The 25,901-nt window shown below is 45.2% G+C and carries 19 protein-coding genes; 10 read left to right on the top strand and 9 right to left on the bottom strand.

The features are described from left to right. Window positions 1–53: 53 nt before the first annotated feature. Together EYS00_RS14030 and rapA are read right to left on the bottom strand one after the other, a co-directional pair. Window positions 54–740, bottom strand: coding sequence for an RluA family pseudouridine synthase (locus EYS00_RS14030; RefSeq protein ID WP_130637670.1), 687 nt, complete (start codon window positions 738–740; stop codon window positions 54–56). Further along, window positions 740–3,574 (bottom strand): RNA polymerase-associated protein RapA, encoded by a 2,835-nt coding sequence (gene rapA, locus EYS00_RS14025; RefSeq protein ID WP_130637668.1) that lies wholly within the window; start codon window positions 3,572–3,574, stop codon window positions 740–742. Before rapA ends, EYS00_RS14030 begins: the two co-directional genes overlap by 1 nt. 348 nt (window positions 3,575–3,922) lie before the next feature. Here rapA and EYS00_RS14020 point away from each other — a divergent pair, with 348 nt between their 5' ends. Next, window positions 3,923–5,320, top strand: coding sequence for a PhoH family protein (locus EYS00_RS14020; protein WP_130637666.1), 1,398 nt, complete (start codon window positions 3,923–3,925; stop codon window positions 5,318–5,320). Window positions 5,321–5,482: 162 nt separating this feature from the next. Further along, window positions 5,483–5,893 carry a BLUF domain-containing protein gene (locus EYS00_RS14015; protein WP_130637664.1) on the top strand — a complete coding sequence of 137 codons (411 nt, stop codon included), beginning with the start codon at window positions 5,483–5,485 and terminating at the stop codon, window positions 5,891–5,893. A gap of 38 nt (window positions 5,894–5,931) precedes the next feature. Here the strand turns inward: EYS00_RS14015 and EYS00_RS14010 are convergent, their stop codons facing one another. From EYS00_RS14010 to EYS00_RS13995, 4 genes are all read right to left on the bottom strand, one after another. Continuing rightward, on the bottom strand, window positions 5,932–9,096 hold the full coding sequence (locus EYS00_RS14010) for an HD domain-containing phosphohydrolase (RefSeq protein WP_130637662.1): 3,165 nt from the start codon (window positions 9,094–9,096) through the stop codon (window positions 5,932–5,934). A gap of 116 nt (window positions 9,097–9,212) precedes the next feature. Continuing rightward, on the bottom strand, window positions 9,213–10,163 hold the full coding sequence (locus EYS00_RS14005; RefSeq protein ID WP_130637660.1) for a hypothetical protein: 951 nt from the start codon (window positions 10,161–10,163) through the stop codon (window positions 9,213–9,215). 77 nt (window positions 10,164–10,240) lie between these two features. Continuing rightward, complete coding sequence (cysG, locus tag EYS00_RS14000; RefSeq protein WP_130637658.1) at window positions 10,241–11,638, bottom strand: siroheme synthase CysG; 1,398 nt, start codon at window positions 11,636–11,638, stop codon at window positions 10,241–10,243. Window positions 11,639–11,757: 119 nt separating this feature from the next. Continuing rightward, window positions 11,758–13,482: a DEAD/DEAH box helicase gene (locus EYS00_RS13995; protein ID WP_130637656.1), complete on the bottom strand. Its 1,725-nt coding sequence runs from the start codon at window positions 13,480–13,482 to the stop codon at window positions 11,758–11,760. A gap of 214 nt (window positions 13,483–13,696) precedes the next feature. Here EYS00_RS13995 and prsT point away from each other — a divergent pair, with 214 nt between their 5' ends. Further along, complete coding sequence (prsT, locus tag EYS00_RS13990; RefSeq protein WP_130637654.1) at window positions 13,697–16,471, top strand: XrtA/PEP-CTERM system TPR-repeat protein PrsT; 2,775 nt, start codon at window positions 13,697–13,699, stop codon at window positions 16,469–16,471. Window positions 16,472–16,627: 156 nt separating this feature from the next. Then, window positions 16,628–17,440, top strand: a complete 813-nt coding sequence (locus EYS00_RS13985) for an ion transporter (protein ID WP_130637652.1) — start codon at window positions 16,628–16,630, stop codon at window positions 17,438–17,440. Between the two features lie 55 nt (window positions 17,441–17,495). On the opposite strand, the gene EYS00_RS13980 is transcribed toward EYS00_RS13985, so the two are convergent. After that, window positions 17,496–18,128 carry a DUF1826 domain-containing protein gene (locus EYS00_RS13980; protein ID WP_165399386.1) on the bottom strand — a complete coding sequence of 211 codons (633 nt, stop codon included), beginning with the start codon at window positions 18,126–18,128 and terminating at the stop codon, window positions 17,496–17,498. A 1-nt stretch (window position 18,129) separates the two neighbouring features. Next, window positions 18,130–19,335 carry a zinc metallochaperone GTPase ZigA gene (zigA, locus tag EYS00_RS13975; protein ID WP_130637648.1) on the bottom strand — a complete coding sequence of 402 codons (1,206 nt, stop codon included), beginning with the start codon at window positions 19,333–19,335 and terminating at the stop codon, window positions 18,130–18,132. A gap of 220 nt (window positions 19,336–19,555) precedes the next feature. On the opposite strand from zigA, the gene EYS00_RS20545 reads away from it, so the two are divergent. After that, a complete protein-coding gene (locus EYS00_RS20545; RefSeq protein WP_165399385.1) occupies window positions 19,556–19,723 on the top strand; it encodes a hypothetical protein in 168 nt (55 codons plus the stop codon). A 71-nt stretch (window positions 19,724–19,794) separates the two neighbouring features. On the opposite strand, the gene tolC is transcribed toward EYS00_RS20545, so the two are convergent. Further along, the gene (tolC, locus tag EYS00_RS13970) at window positions 19,795–21,168 is read right to left on the bottom strand and encodes an outer membrane channel protein TolC (RefSeq protein WP_130637646.1); all 1,374 of its coding nucleotides are present in this window, start codon (window positions 21,166–21,168) and stop codon (window positions 19,795–19,797) included. A gap of 279 nt (window positions 21,169–21,447) precedes the next feature. Between tolC and nudF the strand changes: the two genes are divergently transcribed. From nudF to parE, 5 genes are all read left to right on the top strand, one after another. Next, window positions 21,448–22,074: an ADP-ribose diphosphatase gene (nudF, locus tag EYS00_RS13965; protein WP_130637644.1), complete on the top strand. Its 627-nt coding sequence runs from the start codon at window positions 21,448–21,450 to the stop codon at window positions 22,072–22,074. Window positions 22,075–22,112: 38 nt separating this feature from the next. Beyond that, on the top strand, window positions 22,113–22,508 hold the full coding sequence (locus tag EYS00_RS13960) for a DUF1249 domain-containing protein (RefSeq protein ID WP_130637761.1): 396 nt from the start codon (window positions 22,113–22,115) through the stop codon (window positions 22,506–22,508). Further along, window positions 22,508–23,290, top strand: coding sequence for a metallophosphoesterase (locus EYS00_RS13955; protein ID WP_130637642.1), 783 nt, complete (start codon window positions 22,508–22,510; stop codon window positions 23,288–23,290). Before EYS00_RS13960 ends, EYS00_RS13955 begins: the two co-directional genes overlap by 1 nt. After that, complete coding sequence (locus EYS00_RS13950) at window positions 23,287–23,880, top strand: YqiA/YcfP family alpha/beta fold hydrolase (protein WP_130637640.1); 594 nt, start codon at window positions 23,287–23,289, stop codon at window positions 23,878–23,880. Before EYS00_RS13955 ends, EYS00_RS13950 begins: the two co-directional genes overlap by 4 nt. 120 nt (window positions 23,881–24,000) lie before the next feature. Next, window positions 24,001–25,896 (top strand): DNA topoisomerase IV subunit B, encoded by a 1,896-nt coding sequence (parE, locus tag EYS00_RS13945; RefSeq protein WP_130637638.1) that lies wholly within the window; start codon window positions 24,001–24,003, stop codon window positions 25,894–25,896. Window positions 25,897–25,901: the final 5 nt, after the last annotated feature.

The following is a 25,901-nucleotide window of genomic DNA, read 5'->3' as shown; positions in this document are numbered from 1 at the left end:
GAACCAATACTTATCGTATTATCGACCAATTTCTCAAAAGCTAAATGCTTAAATTAGAACGGGCTTGGCGTATGGTCACTAAAAGGGATTGGGGTTTCAAAGGTCATCCAGTTGTAAGAATCTGGGTGATTGAAGCTGATAGCTTGGGCATGCAGTTGAAGACGAGATGCTTTGGCGAGTGCCGTTGGGTGAGCATAGAGTCTGTCGCCAAGTATCGGATGCCCTAAAGAGAGCATGTGTACCCTGAGTTGATGGGAACGCCCAGTAACAGGGTAGAGCGCCATCAGTGCTTCGTCTTCTTTTTGCTCTACCACCTCATAGCGAGTAAGAGAAGGCTTTCCGTTGTCGTGATCGACTTTTTGCTTCGGGCGGTTTGGCCAATCAACAATTAACGGTAAGTCCACTTCACCCGAGGTATTGTTGACCACACCATTCACTCTTGCAAAGTAACGTTTGTGGGTGATCCTTTGCTGAAACTGACTCGACAAATTGCGGTGACTTTCTTTGTTCATCGCCATAATCATGATGCCGGAAGTGGCCATGTCAAGACGGTGCACGACAGTTGCCGTGGGGAAAACCTTATTAACACGACTAATCAGGCAGTCTTGATGTTCGGGAGCTCTGCCCGGTACGCTCAAGAGTCCACTGGGCTTATTAGCCACCACGATGTCGTCGTCATAGTACAGAATCGACAAATACGGATCATAGGGTGGCGCGTAAACAAAGTTAGGATTGGGCATTAGGGGTTATTTACCACAATTCGCAGAGCGTCTAACTGAACATCGGCTTGCTGAATCACTTCATCTAGGGCGTGAATTTGCTTTTCGATAAAGGTAATTTCACTGTCGCGGACTGCAGGATTACGTTGTTGCAAATCCTTTAAACGCTGAATTTCACTATTGAGCGTACTATGCATGTTTTCTAGTGCGTCGTGCAAGCATTGGTTGGCCTGTTGATGGGCAAGCTTTCGTGCCGCTTCAATGGACAGCTGGAGCGGCTTTTCTAGCGCACCCAATAGCTGTTGTGAAATCTTTTTACCTGCAGGACGCCTAACTTCAACATCTAACTCCACCTGTTTACCCTGCGCATCTAAGCATATTTTGATAGGGGTTTGCGGCAAGAACCGACCCAACTGAAGTGCTTTAGGCGCTTTTGCATCCAAGGTAAATAGAGCTTCAAGCCAATACGCGCCTTTGGGAAGTGTTTTTTCGGCGCTAAAACCAATACTGCTTTTGCCATGAACATCGGTAAGGATAACGTCAATGGCAGTGTGCACCAAAGGATGGTCCCAACTCAGAAATTGCACGTTCTCAAGAGTCGTCGCTACGCGACGTTTATAAGTCACTGTCATGCCTTCCGGATCTAGTCCGGGGAGCTGGCTGACCATAGATTCAGTGGGCATCAAGATAAAGCAATCGTTACCCTTTTCATCTTGCTGCACGCCAATAGCATCAAATACCCGCCCCATAAAGCGAGACAAGTCTTGTGTGCTGTCCAGTTCAATAATATCTTCGAGTAGCTGCTCTATACGTCCTTCACCCGAGGCATTTAGCTCTAGAAGACGGTCTCTACCTTCCTCGAGTTGCGCCATGAGTTGGTTATTAAGGACTCGACTAGTTTCAATTAACTCATTACGAGCATCCGTATTATGGGGTTGCAAACAAGCGCCCAGCAAAAGTGCTTTTACGTCTTCAAATACGCCAGTGCCAGTAGGGCAAGTGTTTTCGAAGGCATTAAGACCTTGGTGATACCACTGGGCTAATACGTGTTGTGCACTACTATCGATGTAAGGTACATGAATTTGCACGGTTTGAGTTTGCCCGATGCGGTCTAGACGACCAATACGCTGCTCAAGCAAATCTGGGGTAAGGGGCAAGTCGAATAAAACAAGGTGGTGGGCAAACTGGAAGTTTCTACCTTCGCTACCAATCTCACTACATAAAAGAATCTGTGCACCTTCTTCTTCGTCGGCAAAATAGTGTGCAGCTTTGTCTCGCTCAACAATACTCATACCTTCATGAAATACACTATGGCGGGTGCCTGTTTGTGTGCGAATTACCTCACCCAGCTCTTGCGCTGTTCTGGCGCTGGCGCATATTAGAAGGATTTTCGCCGGTTTTATCGACGCCATGAAATCCAGCAGCCAATCCACTCTCGGGTCAATGGTAGTCCATGAGTTAACGAGTTTAGGCTGCCTTTCTGGATACAAAGCTTGAGTAAGATCGCCGCTAACAATCGCTTCGCTGTATTCCTCTGGTGTTTCAAGGGGGTACACATTAAGCGCGCGCTCGGGGAAGCCCTCAATATTTGCTCGACGGTTCCTAAACAACATTCGCCCAGTACCGTGACAATCAATAAGTTGGTGTAATAGCGTAGAGCGAGCTTCTTGGGTCGAGAGCGAGTCTGCACTAGACACGTTGGCCATCACATCCGGTGCGATCTCTGTCAGTTTAGCCAGCTGTTTGTCGTCAGGTAGGCTTTCTGAAAGTAGTGGGGCAACCGCGTCTGCTAGCTGACTGTAGCGAGACTCCTCTTGTAAGAACACACTGTAGTCATGAAAGCGGGCGGGATCGAGTAAACGCAAACGGGCAAAATGGCTCTCATGGCCAAGCTGATCTGGTGTCGCAGTAAGCAGCAATACGCCAGATGTTTGATTGGCTAGCGCTTCAACACATTGGTACTCATCGGATGGAGCCTCGCTAGACCACGCCAAGTGGTGGGCTTCATCAACTACCATTAAATCCCAGTGCGCGGCTAACGCTTGTGCATGTCTTTTGGGATTAGAGGCAAGAAAGTCGATGCTACACAATACTAATTGATCATTCTCAAACGGGTTTGACTCCCCGTCATCAAGTGCTTCGCATCGACTTTCATCAAAAATAGCAAACGCTAAGTTTACGCGGCGAAGCATTTCCACTAGCCACTGATGAATTAATGAATCAGGTACCAAAATCAAGATACGTTCAGCGCGACCAGTTTTTATCTGTTGGTGAATAATCAATGCCGCTTCAATGGTTTTACCCAGACCAACTTCATCGGCCAGCAATACCCTCGGCGCATGTCGCGTTCCAACTTCTGAAGCTATATGAAGTTGGTGGGGTATTAGTGAGATACGCGCACCAGACAAGCCAATAGTCGAAGACTTGAAATAGGTATACTGATACTTCATGGCGTTAAAACGCAAATCGAACCACTTGGGGTGGTCAAGTTGCATATTGAATAAACGCTTTTCAGGTTGGTTTAAACGAATGTGATGATCGAGAAAGGTTTCTGGTAACCGTACCTGCGCTTTGGTGTCTTCTCGAATGCCCATGTAAATGAGCACGCCTTGGCTCTCTTCTACTTCAGTGACATTCATTTCCCAGCCATCTTGGCTTTTTACGGTTTCCCCTATCTCGAAGACGAGCCTTGTTAATGGCGCATTTTGTTTCGTGTACATACGGCTTTCACCGGTTGCGGGGAAAAGCACTTCTACAGCGCGAAAATCCACGCTGATTACGGCACCTAAACCCAGTTCCGTCTCAGCGTTACTTAACCAACGCTGACCAACAAAAAACGACATTTCAGAACTCATACTACACCAACCTATTTTTCGGGGGCGACATTGTACGCATTGCTACCACATAAGTCATTAATACTAGTACACCTATGATGAATAGGCGGCCCGATGAGGCACCTTCCGTTGTGAAGAACGGCTTTTGAAGAAAGAAATAGTTACTAAATAAACCGTGCCAAAAACAAAAAACTGCATTATGGTGAACATTAGAAGTGTGAAAACAAAAGCGCTTCTAGAAAAGCCATGCTTTTCGTCAGTCGATGCGATAAGGGTAGAGGTCCTATTCGAACGACACCTACTCTTCGCGTAACTGTCCCGAGCACGTCAGCGGTTGGACGGGCCAAGCTTTATTTACCGGAGTGTAGGATGCCCCAAAAAAAATCACCTGATACAAAAATATACGTCCTCGATACCAATATTCTGCTTCACGAACCTCTCGCCTTTCTCTCATTTAAAGAACACGACGTTGTTGTACCTATGACGGTACTGGAAGAGTTGGACTACATCAAAGACAGTAAAAAAGACGTTGCACGAGATGCCCGCGTATCTATTCGCGCTATGGAAGACTTGTTGCACGATGCAACGCCCGAACAAATGGTTGACGGCGTCTCAATGGAAGGACTCGGCGCAGGAGACACCGCCCCCTCTGGTGCACTGTCTATTTTTGCTGATCTCAATATGCTTGAAACCAATCAAGTGTTCACCAGCAACGAAAACGACAACAGAATTATTAATGTTGCGCTACATTTGCAAGCCAGTTACGCGCCACAACAAATTGTACTGGTAACGAAAGATCTCAACATGCGCCTCAAAGCAAAAGGGGCTGGTTTAAACCATGTTGAAGACTATCGTACTGACCAACTTATTTCTGATATCAAATACCTTTCTAGAGGCTTTCACCAATTTGAGGGAAGCTTTTGGGATCAAGTGAAAAGTGTAGACAGCCGCACTGAAGGTCGCGACACCATTCACACCGTACCCAAGTCCATGCTACCAGAGGCTTACGTAAATGAGTTTTTGCTTGATGATTCCAAACAATTTGCGGGGCTAGTGGAATCAGTCGATGCAGATAACCTAGAAATTTTAGACTTAGGTTACGATCGCCTAATGAGTCGCCATGCATGGGGCATTTCGCCAAAAAATATCGGTCAAGCTATGGCCCTTCACGCTTTACTCGATCCTCATATTGACTTGGTTGTACTCACTGGCCCAGCAGGTAGCGGTAAAACTTTACTTGCGCTAGCGGCTGCCCTTGAAATGGTTGTCGAAAAGAACATGTATGAAAAAATAATCGTGACCCGTAGCACACCAGAAATCGCTGAATCAATTGGCTTTTTACCGGGCACAGAGGAAGAAAAGATGCTTCCGTGGTTGGCGAGTATTACTGATTCACTGGAAGTACTGCACAAGCATGATGAAAACGTAAAAGGTTCAATGAACTACATCATGGAGAAGGCCAATATTCAGTATAAATCGGTGAATTTTATGCGTGGGCGCAGTATTCAAAACTCGATTGTTATCTTAGATGAATCGCAAAACTTAACCGCATCACAGTTAAAGACAATCATCACACGTTGTGGTGAAGGGACAAAAATTATCGTGGGAGGTAACCTCGCGCAAATCGACAGCAACTATCTTAGTGCGGTAACGTCAGGTCTGACTTATCTGGTCGAAAAGTTTAAAGATTTTTCTGGCAGTGCAACGTTGAATTTAGACGGAGTGGTGCGTTCTCGCCTTGCTGATTTTGCAGAGCGACATTTGTAGCCATTGGACATTTCCCATTAGTGAAGAGAACAAGGATGTTCTCTTCATTGTATTCAATTGGGTAAAAAAGTTTCGTAATTATCGTAACTTTAAAGCTGATTCGTGTGCAATTACAAAGCGCTGTGCTACTTTTTTCTAAAGCAATCAGGATGTTCACTAAGCATGTTTTTTCAATTGGTCTATTGCTCCAAAGCAAACCAACATTTTACCTCTGCCGATTTACTCGCTCTGTTAGAACAATCGAAAGACTACAATGCTAGCAAAAATATTACTGGCCTCCTGCTTTACAAAGATAAGTCTTTTATCCAGTTGCTAGAGGGCGATAAAAAGGAGATTTTGGACCTGTATAGGGAGATTGAAAAAGACACGAGGCACCGACAAGTGACTCGCCTTATCGAAAAAGAAACCGATGAACGTCACTTCCCGCAGTGGTCCATGGGATTTCAGCATTTAGATGAAGATAGTGACAAAGTGCAGGGCTATTCCTCTTTCATGAAGGATACCACGTTACTCACACCTGAACGGGCAGGCGAAGTATCAGAACTGTTGGACTTCTTCAAGTTAAATAGTTAAGGCGTGGACAGCAGCCTTTAATGACTTTTGTCGCAAAGCTAGGCCGCCTCACTCTCCAAATATTTGCTCTCGTCTACGTCGTCTATTTGATGTGGCGACAGGTAACGTTCTGCATAGATTTTGTAGATACCGGAACGAATAAATAGCTTAAACACTTCCATATCGACGTGATTGTCCAGACTCATCTTATACAGAATATCTATTGAAACACTCAGGGGTTTTGCGCGTTTATAGGGACGGTCTGACGCGGTTAGCGCTTCAAAAATATCAGCTAGTACAAGAATGCGTTCGGGTATGGATAGATCTTTTGCAGTGAGCCTACGTGGATAGCCAGTGCCTTTCAGTGTCTCATGATGAGTTGAGGCATATCTTGGCACCTTTGATAACTCTTTGGGGAATGGGAGAGAATCGAGCATTTTGATAGTACCGATGATGTGCTCGTTAATGATAAATCGGTCCTCAGCCGTCAGCGTGCCTCTACCAATTTTCAAATTGTAAAGTTCTCCCAAATTCGCTTTATGTTCTGGAACGTCAACTTTAATACCAAGATGTGGAGCGTATTCTACTTTTTTATCACGTGTGACAATATGTGCTGCCTTGTCTGATAACAAATGTTCGGTAACGGGAAGTGATTCTCCTGTTTTACTTTGATTGAGTTCTTCCAGTGGAGATAGGCCTAGTTGGTCATCGAAGTGCCGTTGCCAAGTTGTTCGAGCGATTTCATCGAGCCTTGCTAGTTTATCCTCTGCCATAAATTCTCCGCCCTGATTACAAGACGCGACAAAGGCAAAATCTTCTTGGAGTCTTTTTTGCGCCATTTGTAGTTTTGCATCTAGCATGGAAACATCACTAGGGTTAGCAATAAGACCTTGTAAATAATTGATTTGCGCGTCTCGCCATAGCACTTCAAATCGCATTCTTACTTCGTGAATTCGATTGTAAATGCATTCTAGCTTCGAGCCTTTATCAACGATGTGTTCAGGCGTAATAATTTTCCCGCAATCGTGAAGCCATGCCGCTAGCTTAAATTCACGTTGCTTGTCTTTGGTGTCCAAAGCAAACGACGCGAAGTAGGGCGTGTTGTCTTTGCTTGCAACATCCGCAAGCATCAATCCGAGCTCTGGCACTCGGTTACAATGACCAGCAGTGTAGGGCGATTTGTCATCGATCGCTTGAGCAATAAGTTTGACAAATGAGTCTAGTAGCGCAACTTGATTTTTTTCGTGCTCCTGTATTGAGTGAGCCATATTGGTTAGAGAAGAAAATACTTCGTCAATTTCGGTAATGAAACTAGATTGATGGACGAGGTCATCATACTGCCGACTTTTGATTTTACGGTTTTCCTCACTCAGTTTACGCATCGAATTCACAATGGGGTTAGAGAAAAACCAAGTCACTGGCATCAGTAAAACGAGTATGGCAAGGGTGATCAAAACCGACTTACTAACAAAGCTCAATCCTTGTTCGTAGGCTACTTTTGTGGGGATCATTAGCGCGAAGTAATTGGTATCGAAACGACCAAGCGTAGTGGTAGACAAAAATACTAGATATTCGGTGCCAGAGATGTTCTCGACGCGTAACTCGGTCGGAGTATTGAGTTCCGACGCAAAATCGATGAGTGCTTTGTAGGGAACCGTATTAGTGCTTAATGTTGCCGTGTTATCTGAACTTGTTTTTAACCACCGCTCGCTCAAATAAGCGATTTCTTGTTTAGTGAGATTGTTAATCGCAAAATCAAACAAATCGACGACATTTTGATTTTGACTGACCAGCCTGAGTGTGGTGTCAAAATTCATTCTCGATGTATCAATATTTGTGTGCTGCATTAACCCTTCGATAAAGTACATTTTTTCTGTGTACGAAAGAATGATTTCACTGTCGATAGTTGCGTATACTTCACCAGCTTCCACCGCAAATAATGCGTCTTTAATCGATGGGTAAGTAATCACCTCTATATCTGGGTATACCGCGGGGAGAATACTTTCGATGGACCAGCCTTCACCGATTGCCACGAGCTTTCCGTTCAAATCACTCAATGAATCAAGCTGTGGCTCTCCGTTTCGGGTCGCAATGGCCAAGGGCATATCTAATAGGGGTTGTGAGTAGTTTCCCCAGCTTTGGTTATCGAGAGTAACGTGAATGGGTTGCAGTATGTCGATATCACCATTTTGATACAGTGTTTGTAGTTCTAGCCAGCTAAATCCATTGATAAAGTTGAGCTTGAGTCCGAGCTTTTGCCCGAGTATGTTTATTAGCTCGGGAGTATAACCTCTTGGCTCACCCGAAATGGCGAAGTCTACAGGCGCCCAATCATTTTCATTACTCACGCTGATTGTTCCCAAGTTTTTAACGGTTTGTCGCTGCTGGGCTGATAGTGCCAATGGTGATACTTTGGGAGCGTTTTCAATATCACTGCTCAGGCTACTGATTAATAAGTCACCTTCAGGACCAAATACAAATGCTTGGGTTGATATTCTGTCGTCTGACGTCGAAAACTGTTGTGTGAGTTGGTTCGATAAGGTCTTCAACGCAATATCTACAGCAACGACGTGTTGTGTGCCAGAAACAAAGCGAGAGTATGATTTACCCGTTAAGCCTAAATGTTGGAACAAATAAGGTTTGGTTTCATAAACGCTGTCGTGGTTGGCATTTTGATACCACATGCGGTTGGTGGCGTCGTAATCTGAGGGCTCCGTGGTTGTATGTCTTGTATTGAGTTTTTCATCAAGGAACTCGGTTTTTTTGATACGCATACCATTGTGGTTATGAATATAGATTTTTACGAACCTATCCTCGTGAGCCGCATTGAATCTAGACCGAACGACAGTATTGCTCTCAAGATTAACGAATTGATAAAAGTCGCCGTTGTCTAAGCCGTAGAAAATAGCGTAGAAATCATTGTTCTCGAGTAAGATATCTTTAAATATCCCATCAACACGTTCGTCGATAGCATCACCGTCTAAAGCGTCTGTGTAATTTGCCAGTAATGATGTGGTACTCGTGGCGGCGTCATCGAGCGTGGAAATCGAGAATTCAATTTGACTCGCCACTTGTTTGGCAAAGTCTTGACTGGCAGATATTGCCATTTGCTTAGCAAAGTAATAGTGAAGAGAAATCGCCACTAGCGCAGTAAGTGCGGCTATTAGCGTACACATTACAACTATTGTTACGCGAAACGAAAATCGCTTGCTTTTTTGTTGCATAACATCTTTCCCTGTCACCAGTGCTGTTAATCGACTAGATACATTAAATGTTGTAACTTTGATCAAAAAAAGAACAGATTGTTGGTGTGGGGAAGTTGCTTTGGTTTAAGGCTAGGCTAGTTAACCGATTCAGTCGTGTAGCGACCAGTGAGTAATTGTTGTTTTGTCGTTTCAGAGACCTGACCAAAAGGGATCAATGCAGGGCCTGTGGGTTCATATAAAACATAGGTTTCGTCATTTATCGACAGTGTTTCTTCGTGTGCAAGTGGTTTTATTGCTACGCCAAGCAGTGCGTGATTGGGTAAAAATACCATTATCATGGAAGTGTCAGGTAAAAAAGCACGTACCAGGGCAGAGGTAAGCACGGCTTTGCTGTCACAATCCCCTTTGTTTTGTAGTAATAACCCCATGGGTGGCGCAAATCCAGCGCCATTACTCGACAGTCGATCGTCCAATGGGTCATAGGGAATACTCTGTACCCATCCGAGTAAAATATCTAAGTAAGCACGGGCATCTTCGTTGCCCGCGAGTTTTTCATAAAAAGCCTGCGAAGCCGGTATTAACGCTTCGGTCGTTTCGAGGATGTAGCGTGCATGGTCGGGTTTAATACCTTTTTGATTAAAGGAAGTGGTGAATTCCATGTAGTAATTCTCGAAAAGGTAGGCGTCATAGGCGTCTTTATGTGCGGTATTCATCACTCCCATGACTTCTAGCTGCCGAGCGGGTTGGCGTGACCTTACATCAATATCTATTGTATCTCTCTTCGGAATAATTCTAACGATGGCATCGCGGGGATCGTAACTTTGCGCTTCTTTCTGTAACGCTACTACCATGTGTCGCATCATAATAGGTGTACGATAGTTAGGTTGTACCGTGGGGGCTGAATTTATCGCGTCATTAGACAGAGTAAAGGTAACCTCCTTCTCCATACCGCTGCCATCAATCCATCGATATTCAAACACCGTAGTGTCTTCCAACACTGAATGATCAAAGCGGGTTTGCTCTGCATTAGCGCCAGAGACACACAGACAACTTAGCCATAGCATTGCACACGTGATGCGCGTCAAGAGGTTCATTTGTTATAGGCTTTCCGCATACCAATTACTCTTCTAGTATGCGGCTCGCTGAAAATAGTGCAAGTGAATCAATCGTCTGACGCTGGCGTGAACCAATCTAGCTTGCTGTGTAAGGACACCACTGACCCAACAATAATGAGTGTTGGTGGCTTCATAGAGGCGGTCTCAGGATGCTCAACAATCGTTTCAAGTGTGGCCGTAAGCACCCGTTGATTTTCTGTGGTTGCAGACTGAACTAGCGCGATAGGCGTTGTTGGTGACAACCCGTGTTCTATGAGCTTGTTGCAGATAATCGACAAGCCCGTAAGTCCCATGTAGAACACTAACGTTTGATTGTCATGCGCTAATGCAGGCCAGTTAAGGTCAATAGTATTGTTCTTTAAATGCCCAGTGGCGAAAACGACAGACTGTGCGTGGTCTCTGTGTGTGAGTGGGATCCCGGCATAGCTCGCGGCACCATTTGCAGCGGTAACCCCCGGTACCACTTGAAATTCAACACCTTGACTGATGAGGGTTTCAATTTCTTCACCACCTCGACCGAATATGTAAGGGTCGCCCCCTTTCAACCGGACTACACGGTTGCCTTTTTTGGCTTCATCGACCATTAACTGGTTAATGTCTTCTTGGGGGAGTGTGTGATTACTTTTTGCCTTGCCCACGTAAATCTTTTCGGCATCGCGGCGAACCAATTCTAAAATCTCTGGCGAAACCAAACGATCGTAGACCACCACATCGGCTTTCTGCATTAATCGCAATGCGCGAAATGTCAGTAGGTCAGCATCACCAGGGCCTGCACCTACAAGATACACACTGCCTTGTTCCTTTTTCTCTTGTGCTGCAGCTTCCAGTGCTTTCAAAAACGCCGTGTCAGCTTTGTCTTCTTGCCCTTTCTCTACAAGCTCCGCAATATCTCCATCCAAAACGTCTTCCCAGAAATAACGCCGTGCGGTAACCGTTGACAAGGTTTGTTTAACCTTCTCGCGAAATTTTTCTGAAAAGTTACCCAACCGGCTAATATTGGTAGGCAAAACAGTTTCGAGCTTTTGACGCAAATAGCGCAGTAAAACAGGGGCAACGCCACCACTGCTCATCGCGATCACAATAGGAGAGCGGTCAACAATTGATGGAGTGATAAACTGGCAGAGTGGCGTGTTATCAACCACGTTAACTAGCACATTTTGTGCTCGCGCTAAGTCGTGAACATGTTGATTAACCTCACCGCTATCGGTGGCCACAAATACCATGTCTTTGTGGTCGAGGTCTGTGTCTTCAAATACCCGTTCAATGAGTGTGACTTGGTCGCTTTGAGCCAAACGTTTAACGGTATCGCAAGCCCACGGTGCGACTACGGTAATAGTTGCTGGTGTTTTGAGAATGAGTTCGAGCTTTCTCGCGGCAACCTCTCCGGCACCCACAACAAGACAACGAAGCTGGCGAGCATCGAGAAACAGCGGAAAGTAATCCATAAAATCAGAACCCCAAAAACAAGAATTGACGCCATTTTGCGTCAATTCTTTATTTTTAGAAACAACGATTTTAGCCTAGTTATTCGTGTTAGTTATAACTAGCGTTTATAAGTAGAACTTTAGTTCTTACGTGGTTTACGGTTATCACGACGCTTAGGGGGCGTATCAGACCATTCTCTGATCGACAATCGTTGACCTGCCACACGAGTACCTTGAAGCACGTCTTTGGTCTCTCTCGGCATACCTTCAGGTAAATCAACTGTACTAAAGTTATCGTAAATTTCGATGGCACCAATGTGCTTAGAGTTAATGTTGGCTTCGTTTGCAATAGCACCAACAATGTTACCCGGCTTAGCACCGTGTACATGGCCTACCTCAATACGATAGCGCTGCATACCTTCTTCTGGTTTGCGGTTACCTTTTGGCACTCTGCCTTTGCGATCGCGACCATCACGGCCGTCACGAGAATTACGACGTTCACGGTTGTCACGCTGGGGCTTACTATGCAGATCTGGACGGTCAGACGGCTTGAGGATGAGAGGCTCATCACCCTGCGCTATTTTGATTAACGCTGCCATTAGCACTTCAGGAGATGCTTCTATTTCTTCCTGAATCATATCTACGATAGGCATGAGTGACTCAAGGCTATCGTGTTGCGTCGCTTCTTCAATTGATTGCTTGAAGCGAGATAAACGGGTTTCGTTTAGCTCGTTAATTGAAGGAATAGGCATTGCTTCAATCGGCTGTTTTGTTGTCTTCTCGATTGAATACAGCAAACGCTTTTCACGATGCGAAATAAATAGAATCGCATCACCAGAACGGCCTGCACGACCAGTACGGCCAATACGGTGAACATATGATTCGCTATCGTAAGGGATATCGAAGTTAATAACGTGACTTACACGCTCAACGTCAAGACCACGAGCAACAACATCTGTGGCGACAAGGATATCAATACTGCCTTGTTTCAATTTATCGACAGTACGCTCACGGGCAGCTTGTGGAATGTCACCGTTCAGTGGCTCTACGTCGTATCCGCGAGCAGACAATTTGTCAGCAAGTTCAACGGTTGCTGTTTTAGTACGAACGAAGATAATCACAGCGTCGAATGGCTCAACTTCCATGATTCGAGTTAGTGCCTCTAGCTTGTGGTGTGGAGCAACCTGACAGAAGCGCTGACGGATAGTACTTGCCGTGCTTACCTTAGAGGCAATTTTCACCTGCTTCGGTGACTTCAGATAACGCTCAGTGATCTTTTTGATTGGGCCAGGCATTGTGGCTGAGAACAAAGCGGTTTGACGTTCTTCTGGTGCGTGGCTAAGAATAAGCTCTACGTCATCAATAAAGCCCATGCGAAGCATTTCGTCAGCTTCGTCGAGCACTAGGAACTTAAGCTCGCTCAAGTCTAATGTCTTGCGTTTGATGTGGTCGATGATACGACCTGGCGTTCCTACTACAACTTGTACGCCGCGTTTTAGTTGGCGAATTTGGTTGTCATACGATTGACCACCGTAAACAGGTAGAACGCGAATCTTTTTGCTAAAACTAGCATATACTTGAAAGGCCTCGGCAACTTGAATAGCAAGTTCGCGGGTAGGTGCAAGTACCAGCAATTGTGGTGTGCGCTGTTCAGGGTCTATGTTTGCTAACATTGGGAGCGCGAATGCTGCTGTTTTACCAGTACCCGTTTGTGCTTGTCCCAGTAAATCGTGTCCTTCAAGCAATAGAGGGATACTTTCTGCTTGAATTGGTGACGGTTTCTCGTAGCCAACCTTTTCAAGGGCTTGTAAGATAGACTCCGGAAGATTGAGGTCTTTAAATGTCATATCGACAGTTGTGGTCATTAATGATCCTGATGTGTTTAAGTAAGGCGGGGGCGGTAAGCGGCTTAAACCCTCAGGGTCACTGGCGTACCGACATGTTGCAAAAAACCTTATTATATTCGAATAATAGGTAGGTTGCCACGTAATTGCACAGTCTTGGTGAAAAAATATGCAGTGTAATTGTTGCGATGTGTACTATACAAAATAATCATAGGTGTAGGGTAAAGGAATTCTAATGAGTAAAAAGTATCCCCATCAGTTAGTTAAACGTTCATCTTTAGCAGTTGTTTTATTGGCAAGTCTGCTTACTGGGTGTGGCGAAAAAACGATGGAAGCGTATATGGATGATGCTCGTGCATATGCTGAAAATCAGCGTATCGACGCGGCAATCGTAGAGTATAAAAATGCGATCCAAGCACAGCCAGACGCAGCATTGCCCAGATTTGAACTCGGTAAATTGTACATATTACAGGGCAATTTCGCGTCGGCTGAAAAAGAGCTCAACCGCGCATTGGAACTCGGCCATTCAGCCAGTGAGGTCATTCCTTTACTCTCTACGGCCTATCAGCAGTCTGGGGCAGAAAATGCACTGGTTGATATTGATCATCGCGCCGAGGGTATGACAGCCGTTGAATCTGCAGAAGTGGGCTTTTATAAACTGCAAGCGCTAGTACAACTTGGTCAAACAGAAGATGCGCAAACTTTACTCGACGACTTAGTTACCCTGGATACATCGTCGGTTTACAAAGGGTTGGTCGACAGCTACGAATTCATCATTGCGCAAGACTTCGCTGCAGCATTAGACAAAACGAAACAACTGCAAGCACAGGCACCATCAAATAAAGATGTGTTATTGCAATTGGCGGGTCTACACCTGCAACAAGGCGATATAGACGAGGCCGTTGGTGTTTACGAAGAATATGTGACCATCTACCCGTCGGACTTGAACCGCAAGTTCGTACTAGCTTCACTTCTCGTCGAGCGAAGAGAGCTTGAAAAAGCCGAGCCTATTGTCGATGAGTTAATGGAAATCAATAGCGCTAACCCTTTGTTAAATACTTACAAAGGTATTATTGAAGCTTCTAATGAGAACTTTGCCTCTGCACTACAGTTTCTTGAAACGGCAATTCAAAATGGGCGTAGTGACGAAGTTGTTCGCCTAGTAGCCGGTTTTAGTGCATTCCAGATCCGTGATTTTGAAGCAGCACAGCGCCATTTGACCATGGTGGCATCGAATCTTCCTGACAATCACCCGGGGCTTCGCATGCTTGCTGACAGTTTGCTGCAGCAAGGCGAGAACGATGAAGCGTTAGACGTGCTTAACCGTGTGGAAATGACGATGGATGCAGATGCATCTTTGTTCTCTAAAGCGGGTTACCAATTACTACGTCAAGGTAACGTTGTTGGCGCGCAGCAAATGATTGAAAAAACCAATAGCGCGAACCTTTCTGGTGAAGATTTAGCGCGTTTGGGCGTGCTACAACTGTCGCTAAACGATATCGACGGTTTGATTAATATTCAAGAAGCAGTAAAGCAAGCACCAGAATCTGCTACTTCACAAAATACGTTGGTAAGGGCTTTACTCGCCACCGGAAAGTTAAGTGAGGCACAAGAGGCCAGTGAGAGTTGGCGTCAAGCACAGCCCACTGATCCACTCCCTGTTATTTATCTCGCGAATATTGCGATTGCAGAACAAGACTTTGCTAAGGCAGAGACGTTGATCGGTGAAGCAGAGGCTTTGGATGCATCAAACCCAGAAATCACTTATACACGAGCAAAGCAATACATAGCTCAGGAGCGTATTAGCGATGCGTCGAGCTTGTTAACAGAATTCGTAGCGAGTAATCCAACGGATGTTCAAGGGATTACTATGTGGTTTGCTATAGAAGAATCACAGGATAAAGGCGATGTTGTGATTCAACACACAAGACGCCAGTTTGAGAGCGACAGCGATAATATTGATTTACGTGTATTACTAGCCCGTCTTTACTCCTTCTCAGGTCAGTTTGAAGCCACTACTCGTGTGCTTTCAGACGTTGAGCCTGATGTAACCACCCCAATGGGCTATTGGAATCTATTGGGTCAGTCTTACGTGAGGGAAAACAAAGTTGAAGAGGCCGCAGCACACTTCAACAAGTGGATTGAAATCTATCCTCAAGACAAAAATGCGGTATTGGGTATGCTACTTGTTCACGATACTCAGCGAGATTATCAAGATGGTGTGGATCTGGTAGATGAAGTACTAGCGAAGCGTCCAGAACCTCAGTTGTCACTACTAAAAGCTTATTTTCACAGTATGTTGGGGCAGAGTGAACCTGCATGGCCAATCATTGAAGGCTTCTCAGACCAAGTTAAAGCGCTACCTTTCGTAAGGAGCATTATTGCTCGATTACATATGGTGGATGGAAACGCTGATCTAGCCGTTGAGCATGCTAAAGCCGCTTATGAGGGCAATGAAACGTCAGCTAACGCGCTGCTTCGCCTCGCGTCATTGGAAGCGACAGGAGCACAAGACGAAGCTTATGCCTTTTTGTCTGAGCACGTTGCGCAAGATGGGAGCGACGTGAGAAGTGCTATGCTGTTAGCCGAGCGTCAGATTGGTCGAGACAGTGATAAAGCGGTGAGTACGTACGAAAGTATTCTCAATGAAATGCCCGACAATTTTGTCGTGTTAAACAACCTAGCTTACATCAACCTTGAAGCTGGTACCTTGGATAAGGCTGAGCCATTGGCGAGGAAAGCGGTAGCTATTCAACCTAGAAACTCCGATGCGGTTGATACGTTAGCACAGATCCTTGTTGCCAAGGGTGAGCAAGAAGAAGCGTTGTCCTTGTACGGTCAAATTGCTACCCAACCCATCCCCAATGAAGAGGTGTACTTAAATCATGTTGAGTTGCTTCTTCAAATGGGCAGAGAGACACAAGCTAAGCGCCGATTAGACAGCAGAGAGTTTGTACAAACCGGCTCAAAAGAGCGTATTGAGCGTTTGAAATCTAGTTTTGGTTTTTAGTTGCAAGGCTAAATGAGCTTCTAAAAACGCCGGCATTACGCCGGCGTTTTTGTGTGAGAACACAAAGATAAACAGCGCTTAAATCCTAAGGTATACTCTCGCGAGTAATTAGCAGGGTAAGGTCTCCCTGTTCATCATTTAACTTACTGGCTTCCTATGTACGAGAATATCAAAACGAACCTAAACAACCTGAAGAACAATAAAGTCTTTGAGTTAACCGTTGTTGCAGTGATCATCATTTCAGCACTTGAGATTGGCGCTAAAACGTTTACGCTGCCCGACAGTGCTATCCCTGTGACAAACATTCTAGACATCTTCATTACCCTGTTTTTCTTATTTGAACTTTCTGTTCGTTTTATCGCAGATGATGACAAGAGAAACTTTTTCAAAAAAGGGTGGAATGTCTTCGATACGCTAGTCGTTGTTATTAGTCTTATTCCAATTAACGACAGTGAAATGGCACTACTGGCAAGATTGGTGAGAGTGTTCAGGGTGTTGAGAATGGTGTCAGTAGTCCCAGAGCTTAGGGTCCTCATTAACTCCTTGATAAAAGCACTACCTCAACTTGGCTATGTGGTGTTGTTGATGTTTATTATTTTTTACATCTACGCGGCCATTGGCAGCTTTATTTTCAAAGACATCAATCCAAAACTGTGGGGAGATATTGCCATTTCAATGCTGACCTTGTTTAGGATAATGACCTTTGAAGATTGGACAGATATTCAGTACGAGACCATGGAAGTGTATCCTATGTCTTGGATATTCTATTTATCATTTATCTTCTTTACCGCGTTTGCATTCTTAAACATGGTCATTGGTATTGTGGTGAATGTTATGGAAGACGAGCACGAAAAAATGCGTCAAGAAAAACAAGAAGCGCAAAACATTCCAACAATCGAAGATTTACATGCAGAAATTCAAGAGTTAAAACAACTCATTAAAGCTCAAAGCACTTCAGGTAAAAATTAAGGCTTTGTGGTGGCAGCATGACTGCCACCTCGCCCTGTGTCGAATCATGGGGTGCTTAAATGGGATCTAAGGTGAGCAACACACGCTTCTCGTCATTGGCTACTTTACATGAGCGATGTATGGCTGCCATGTGCTCATGTTTATCCCACGCACTACCTTTTAATAAGCCAACATCATGGGTGTCTAGCTGCTGAATACTGTGTGGGTGATATGCCCCTTTACTTGACGATTTACTGCCAATCACAGGTTCATCCAACAGCTCCTCCACCGGCAAAAACTCAGTACCCTGCCCAAGATAGGTATTGACCAAACGCACGGGGATCTGGTCGGTGTGAAACTTAGGACACATGGCCGCTGTAAGAGGCACTAACCTCAATCCAACGCCTTCACAATCAAATAAGCAGGTAAGCACGTCAGAGAGTAAATATATGTCTTCGACGACCTCATTCTTGCCTTCTCCATCGGGTAGGGAGCGCATAAGTGCTTCTTTCAACGACGGTAACTCGAACATTTGGCGAATACCCATACCCAATGACGAAAACGTGGTGTCGAAGTAGTTCTGTATCACCGGGTTAGTTAAGCGTTTCCATATGGCAACACTTTTGTCGGGGGCGATGATTTCACTCAGCGCCATAGGCGAGTCACCTTGACTCCAAGACTGAGAGTGTATTGATTGAATCGCTAACATATTAGTGCCCCCATGCAGGGAACGGGTCTGTGAGCTGGGCCCAGCCATCTTTACCTGCAACTAACTGTTCGTCACTCAATAGACAAGCGTCTAAGCGATGAATGATGTCATCTTTGTCCAGCCCTTGACCAATAAACACTAGCTCTTGGCGCATATCTCCAAACGGCTCAACCCACTGTTCTTGTATCGCGGCAAGGTATTCAGGATCTTCGGGCCATTGCTCTCTAGGAACTGCTTTCCAAAACAGCCCAGCAGCACCATATCGTGCCATACCACCCGCTTGACTCCAGCTACCCGCTAACTGAGGACGCGTGGCAAGCCAGAAAAAGCCTTTAGAGCGGATGAGCTTGCCCGCAATATCCTTGCTGTGAAGGAAGTTATAAAACTTTTCGGGATGGAAGGGGCGACGGGCTTCATAAACGAAGCTACTGATACCGAACTCCTCGGTTTCTGGCACGTGCTCTCCGCGCAATTCTTTGAGCCAACCTGGCGATTGTTGTGCCTTTTCAAAACTGAATTTACCGGTTGCCAATACCTGTTTAACCGGCACATTGCCATTTTTAATCGGGATTTGTTGTGCGTCTGTGTTGAGAGTTTTTAAAATACTTTGTAAACGTTCTAGTTCTTTTTCTGATACTAGATCAGTTTTACTGATCAGCAGTACGTCTGCAAACTCAATTTGCTCTACAAGCAGTTCAGAAACACTGCGTTCGTCCTCTTCACCCAGGCTTTCTCCAACGTCATTCAGTGCTTTGGCTTCGTCGTAGTCTTTCAAAAAGTTGAGGGCGTCAACCACCGTTACCATAGTATCTAGGTTGGCAACATCAGACAGGCTTTGACCATCCTCGTCGGTAAATGTGAAGGTTTCGGCTACTGGAAGTGGTTCGGATATACCGGTTGACTCAATCACGAGATAGTCGTATTTGCCTTCCTTCGCCAGTCGGTTGATTTCTTCAAGCAAGTCTTCTCGTAACGTACAGCAAATACAGCCGTTACTCATTTCAACGAGCTTCTCTTCAGCGCGATTAAAACCTATTTCGTTTTTAACCGTGGCGGCATCGATATTTATTTCACTCATATCATTGACGATAACCGCCACCTTTAAGCCGTCTCTGTTATTGAGTATGTGGTTGAGTACCGTGGTTTTACCCGCGCCTAAAAAACCTGAGAGCACGGTAACGGGGAGAGGGGAGTAGTTAGCTGACATACTAAGCGTCCGATCGCGTTGGATATTTTACGTTCGATTAGTATATGTATTTTTTTGATTGTTACAATATAACATATCATTAAATTCGGCTGTCTATCGTCTGCATAAATTGGATTAAATACACACTAAAATCAGTGAATTGTTATTAAATGTCTAAAAAAAGTTGAGCTATGCGCAAAGGCGTTTATACTAAAGTCTAAAGTGGTAGGAGGAGTGAACCATGGACGACAATTCGTACAGTTTGCAAGACAAACTGAAGCGAGTCAGCGATGCTATCAATGAGTTTGATAATAGCAAAGATAAGGCCGAGCATCTTCGCGAAGAAATGCGAGAATTATTAACTACCTTGTCTCGCAAACCAGAAGATGTAGATTCTGAGATAAAATAATCATTTACACCTGATTATAAAAAGCAAAAGCGGCTAATTAGCCGCTTTTGTCGTATCTGAACCACTTAATATTAAATGGCCGAGGCGAGTCCACGGTTGATAGCTTCTACATCATCAACGGTTAACGTACCAGCTGCTTGCTTCAGCGTGACTACCGATTGAATAAAGTCGTAGCGTGCGCCAGCAAGGTTACGTTGTGCATCAAACAAGTTTCTTGTGCTGTCTAACACATCAACAATAGTACGCGTACCTACATCAAAACCTGCTTCTGTGGCTTCCAGTGCGCTATTAGCGGATACTACCGCTTGTTCCAACGCACGAATAACCGAGATAGACGCTTTAACATTATTAAATGAGCTACGCACCGACTGTACCGTTTGACGGTAAGTTTGCTCAGCAACTTGGCTCGCTGCTACATAACGGAACTTAGCTTGCTCAGTTTGCGCTACTACGCGGTTACCTTGGTAGATAGGTACGCTTACATTGATAGCTACAGACTGGCTATTCAAATATGGCGTGTCGTAGGCAAGTGAAGCTACACTGCCATCGTCAGCAAGAAATTCTGCATTGACGTCATCCTTTGAACGGCCGATGTTACCGCTTAGGCTAAGTGTAGGGTAGTGGCCTGCGCGTGCAGACTCTATATCTTCCTTGGCAATGTCAATAGCAAGGCGATCAACCAACAAAGACAAATTTTTATCTTTCGCTGTATCAAGCCAAGAATCAACAGTCGCTGGCATTGGCATGGTTGCGGAAAAGCTATCTGTGTTCAGTGTGAACAATTTGTCGTGGTATTTACCGGTGATAACACGTAATGCCTCTAGCGCAGATTCTAATTGGTTCTCAGCTTGAATTTCTTGGGCGACTGTATTGTCGAAATTCGCTTGAGCTTCATGAACGTCGGTAATAGCCGTTAAACCCACTTCAAAGCGTTGGCGCGTTTGTTCGAGCTGACGTTCAATCGCACGCTTTTCAGCTTTAACAAATTCTACATTGTCTTTTGCGCGTAGAACGTCAAAGTAGGCAGTAGTCGTGCGAACAATTAAGTCCTGCATGCTTGCGCCGAGTTGCGCATCGCTTTGCTCTGCCGCTTTTTCTGCACGGTCTAAGCCTACCCAGTTAGCATGGTCATAAAGTGACATGCTCAAACTCAAGCCGTAGTCGATGGTATCAACGTCTGTCTCTGTGGTTACAACTGTGTTTATGTCGAACTGTTGCAGCCTTTCTACTGTAGCCATGCTGTAACCGATTGACCCAGAAATCTGAGGTAATAAGTTTGCTCGGCTAATGCTGATCCCTTCAAAGGCTGCATCTCGCTGTGCTTTGGCTTGATTGACTAAAGGATCATTGGCTAACGCTTGCTGATAAACCTGAAGCAGGTCATCGGCCATTGCGCCGGATGTTAATGATAAACCCATTACCAGCGACAGAAGTGTTCGTTTCATGCTTGCGTCTTCCTGTTATGTTTATTAAGTCTTCGAGACTGTGTAAGTATGTTAAGTTTATGAAATTTCAATACCCAACCGAAAGTCTCTACTCGTAACAGTCCATGTTTAACTGTAACAGAATATGTGACATTGCTACGTTTTGTATTCAGTGAACTAGCAAATTCTCGGTATCTTACGTGTATTACTCAGGTCATCCGACCCTAATACGTTGCATATACAAGTTTTGATTCCATCTGTACCATGCATAATAATGGTTTCTCAGCAAAAGTGTTGCAAATGAACAAGGAAAACCCGTCTTTTACCTCAAATGATGTGAAAATCGAAAAAATCACCCCGCTTCACGACGGTTTTTTTAAGATGTTTGCGTACGAGTTTCGCCACAAATGTTTTAACGGTGAATGGAGTGATGTGGTTCGTCGAGAAATGTTCGAGCGCGGTCATGCGGTTGCGATTCTTCCTTACGATCCAATTACACAAGAATTCGTATTGATTGAGCAGGTGCGCATTGGTGCACTGCCTACCTCTTCGTCACCATGGCTTATCGAAGTGATTGCTGGCGTGATAGACGAGGGAGAAACGCAGGAATCTGTTTGTCATCGTGAGGCTATGGAAGAAGCGGGCATAGAACTTGAGCATTTAACAAAAGCGTTAAGTTATTTATCGAGCCCTGGCGGTACTACAGAACGTCTGCATATTTTTATGGCGTGTACAGATTCAACGAAAGCGGCGGGAATTCATGGGCTTGAATATGAGTCCGAAGATATTCTCGTGCACAGAGTCAGTGAAAGTACAGCGTACGATTGGTTAGAGTCTGGCAGAATAGACAACGCAGCAGCCGTTATTGCGCTACAATGGTTCTTTATGCACAAACAGACGCTTCTTAAGCAGTGGCAAGAAACGTGACACAATATCAAAAAAAGTATGTACCCCATTTACCTACAATGCAGGCACTGTGTGAGCTGAACTACAATCATGTCATGCGTATGTTGCCTGACTGTGATTCGGAAGACCTCACCTATACTTTTTCTGTAGGGGACAAACTGTCGTATTGCATTCGTATCCTTGAATCTGCCCGTTACACCAGCACCCTGTCTATTGCACAAACGTCTGCAGGCGTGCCTAGTTTTCTCAAACCCTCGATGACAGTTAGGCTTTACCATGATGCGAAAATGGCTGAAGTCATCAACAGTCAAAATACGGGGCGTTTAAAACCCTCGTACAGCTACCCCAACAGTAAAATGCGTCAACGAAACGAAAAACAGATGGTGAATGTCTTTCTAGCTGAGTGGTTAGATTTTTGTATCAAACTTACACCTAAGGCCACCTCTGAAGCCTAATGCCCGCTGCTCACACTTTTACTAAAATTATTCAGCTGAGTGACTGTCACCTTTTTGCCGACAAAACAAAGACTGGTTATAAAGGCATCAATCCCTATCAAACGTTAAAAAACATCGTTCATACGCTTGTAAATAGTGCCGACATTGAACCAGAAAGTCTGATACTCGTAACCGGTGATATTAGTGGTGATGATTCTGAGCAAAGCTACATGCATTTTTGTGCACTCGTCGAACCCCTTCTGACGCACCATACCCTGCGTGTTATTCCTGGGAATCATGATAATAATCCCCACTATCAAGCACTACTTGGGCGCTGGCACTTGCAGCCAAATGAACCGATTGAAACTTGTGATTGGGTAATACATGGGCTCGATACAAGAATTGTAGGGATAAAAGGCGCGAAGGGTGAGGTGAAAACCGATGAGCTTACCTTGGTCGAAAAGCGCGTTAACTCTCAACCCGCAAAGCATCACTTGTTAGCCTTACATCATCACCCCATTGCTTCTGATAGTTGGATGGACAAGCATGAACTCAAGGGAAGCAATATGTTATTGGCGTGGTTAGCACAGCAGCCCGCGATTAACGGTTTACTGCATGGTCACATTCATCACCCCCTGCGACGTACAACAAACGATGGCGTTCTGATAGCCGGTGCACCTTCTACAGCATGGCAATGGGCCATGACTCAAGAGTTTGGCGTGACTGAAGAGGGCGCCGGTTATCAAATCATTACGCTACACAATAATGGAACATTCGACTGTGAGGTTAGGAGAACACAATGATTCACGTGCTTTACCTTCATGGGTTTATGAGCTCGCCCCAATCTGAAAAAGCCACCGAAACCAAAGCCTATTTTGAACAACACTTCCCTGAGGTAACACTTCATACTCCAGAGATTTCCAATCACCCGAGTGAAGTAGCATCTCAGCTTACTGGCTATATAGAAGCGCATTCGGCTTTGCTAAATAACTCTCTAGAACTGCCGGGTCTGCGAGCCATTGGTAGCTCAATGGGTGGATACCTTTCTACATGGTTGGTAGAACAGTATGGCGGCAAAGCGGTGCTGGTGAATCCGGCAGTGCGTCCTTATGAGCTGCTGCAAGGCTACATTGGCGATCACGTTAACCCATACAGCGGAAAAGCATTTTCGCTCACACATGACGATATGGACATCATCAAAGCACTAGATACACCGCAGTTGAAAACGCCCTCTGTCTATAAAGTGTTATTGCAAACAGGGGATGAAACACTGGATTATCGTCAGGCAGAACAAAAATACGCCCAAAGCCATCTTGTGATAGAGCAGGGTGGTGACCATAGGTTTGTTGACTATCATAACCACCTTGAAGAAATTGCTGCCTTCTTGAGTTAAAAAACAGTCAAGGCGAAGCGATTGCCCCTGTGCAAAAGCCCTGCTAACATCGTTTACTCATACAGGTTAAGCCCATGTCGCTTTGCCCTTGGTTCACCGGTCAAAATAATAATCATAACTATGTCAAATCAATACAACTCTGATGCAATTGAAGTCTTAAATGGTCTAGAGCCTGTTAAGCGCCGCCCAGGCATGTACACAGATACTGTTCGCCCTAATCACTTGGGTCAGGAAGTTATCGATAACAGTGTGGATGAAGCGTTGGCAGGGCATGCTTCCAATATCAAAGTGGTATTGCACGAAGACCAATCTTTAGAGGTCATTGACGACGGACGTGGTATGCCGGTGGATATTCACCCTGAAGAGAACATGTCAGGGGTGGAGCTGATTCTGAGTAAGCTTCATGCCGGTGGTAAGTTTTCAAATAAAAACTACGCGTTTTCTGGTGGTTTACACGGTGTGGGTATTTCTGTGGTAAACGCATTATCTACTCGTGTAGAAGTGACCATTCGTCGAGACAGTCAAGTGTTTCAAATTGCGTTTGCCAACGGCGACAAAGTGGAAGACCTAGAGGTAATTGATACCTGTGGTAAGCGAAACACAGGTACCCGTGTGCACTTTTGGCCCGACCCACAGTACTTTGATTCAGCGAAATTCTCAGTAAGCCGACTCATGCATAATCTGCGCGCAAAAGCGGTTTTGTGTCCAGGGCTGCGTATTCGCTTCGACAACAAAATTACTAAAGAGAGCCAAGAGTGGTACTTTGAAGACGGACTTCGTGATTACTTGTATCAGTCGGTTAAAGAGTTTGAGACCATCCCGTCAGACACGCCATTCGTAGGTAGTTTCAGTGCCAGCACAGAAGCGGCCGACTGGGCGGTTATGTGGCTGCCCGAAGGCGGTGATTTAGTCACCGAAAGTTATGTAAACTTGATACCCACAGCGCAAGGGGGAACACATGTCAACGGCTTGCGTCAGGGCTTGCTCGAATCAATGCGTGAGTTTTGTGAGTTCAGAAACTTAATGCCTCGCGGTGTAAAGCTCACTCCAGATGATATTTGGGACCGTTGTACCTATATTCTTTCAACAAAAATGCAAGACCCTCAATTTGCGGGGCAAACTAAAGAGCGATTGTCATCACGCCAAGCGTCTGCATTTGTGTCAGGTATTGTTAAAGATGCCTTCAGTTTGTGGCTAAACCAACATACCGACGTTGCCGAATTGCTCGCGGAAATGTGTATCAGTAATGCACAGCGCCGTTTACGTCAAACTAAGAAAGTAGCGCGTAAAAAAGTCACCCAAGGCCCTGCGTTGCCCGGCAAGCTGACTGACTGTTCTTCTCAAGATATCAGTTACTCAGAGCTTTTCTTGGTGGAAGGTGATTCAGCAGGTGGCTCTGCGAAACAAGCGCGAGATCGAGAATTTCAGGCCATCATGCCTCTGCGAGGAAAAATTCTTAATAGCTGGGAAGTAGATTCTTCTCAGGTATTAGCGTCACAAGAAATCCATGATATTTCAGTGGCCTTGGGCATCGACCCAGATTCAACCGATTTAAGCGGTTTGCGATACGGCAAAATTTGTATTCTTGCCGACGCTGACTCTGACGGACTACACATTGCAACGCTTTTGTGTGCGCTATTCGTGCGTCACTTCCGAACTTTAGTCGAGCAAGGCCATGTATTTGTGGCGATGCCACCTTTGTTTCGTATCGACATTGGTAAAGAAGTGTTTTACGCCCTAGATGAAGGCGAAAAACAAGGTATTCTCGACCGTATTGAGGCCGAGAAAAAACGTGGCAAAGTCAACGTGCAACGCTTCAAAGGCTTGGGTGAAATGAACCCCATGCAGCTGCGTGAAACCACCATGGATCCAAACACCCGCCGTTTAGTGCAATTAACCATTGAAGACGCCGAAGAAATGATGGAACTCATGGATATGTTGCTGGCCAAAAAACGTTCTGGCGATCGCAAAATTTGGCTAGAAAGCAAAGGTAACATGGCGGAAGTTGGGCTGTAGCCAAT

Source organism: Alteromonas sp. KUL49 (assembly GCF_006538345.1).
In the GTDB taxonomy this organism is placed as follows: domain Bacteria; phylum Pseudomonadota; class Gammaproteobacteria; order Enterobacterales; family Alteromonadaceae; genus Alteromonas.
This window is presented reverse-complemented; position numbering and strand designations above follow the sequence as displayed.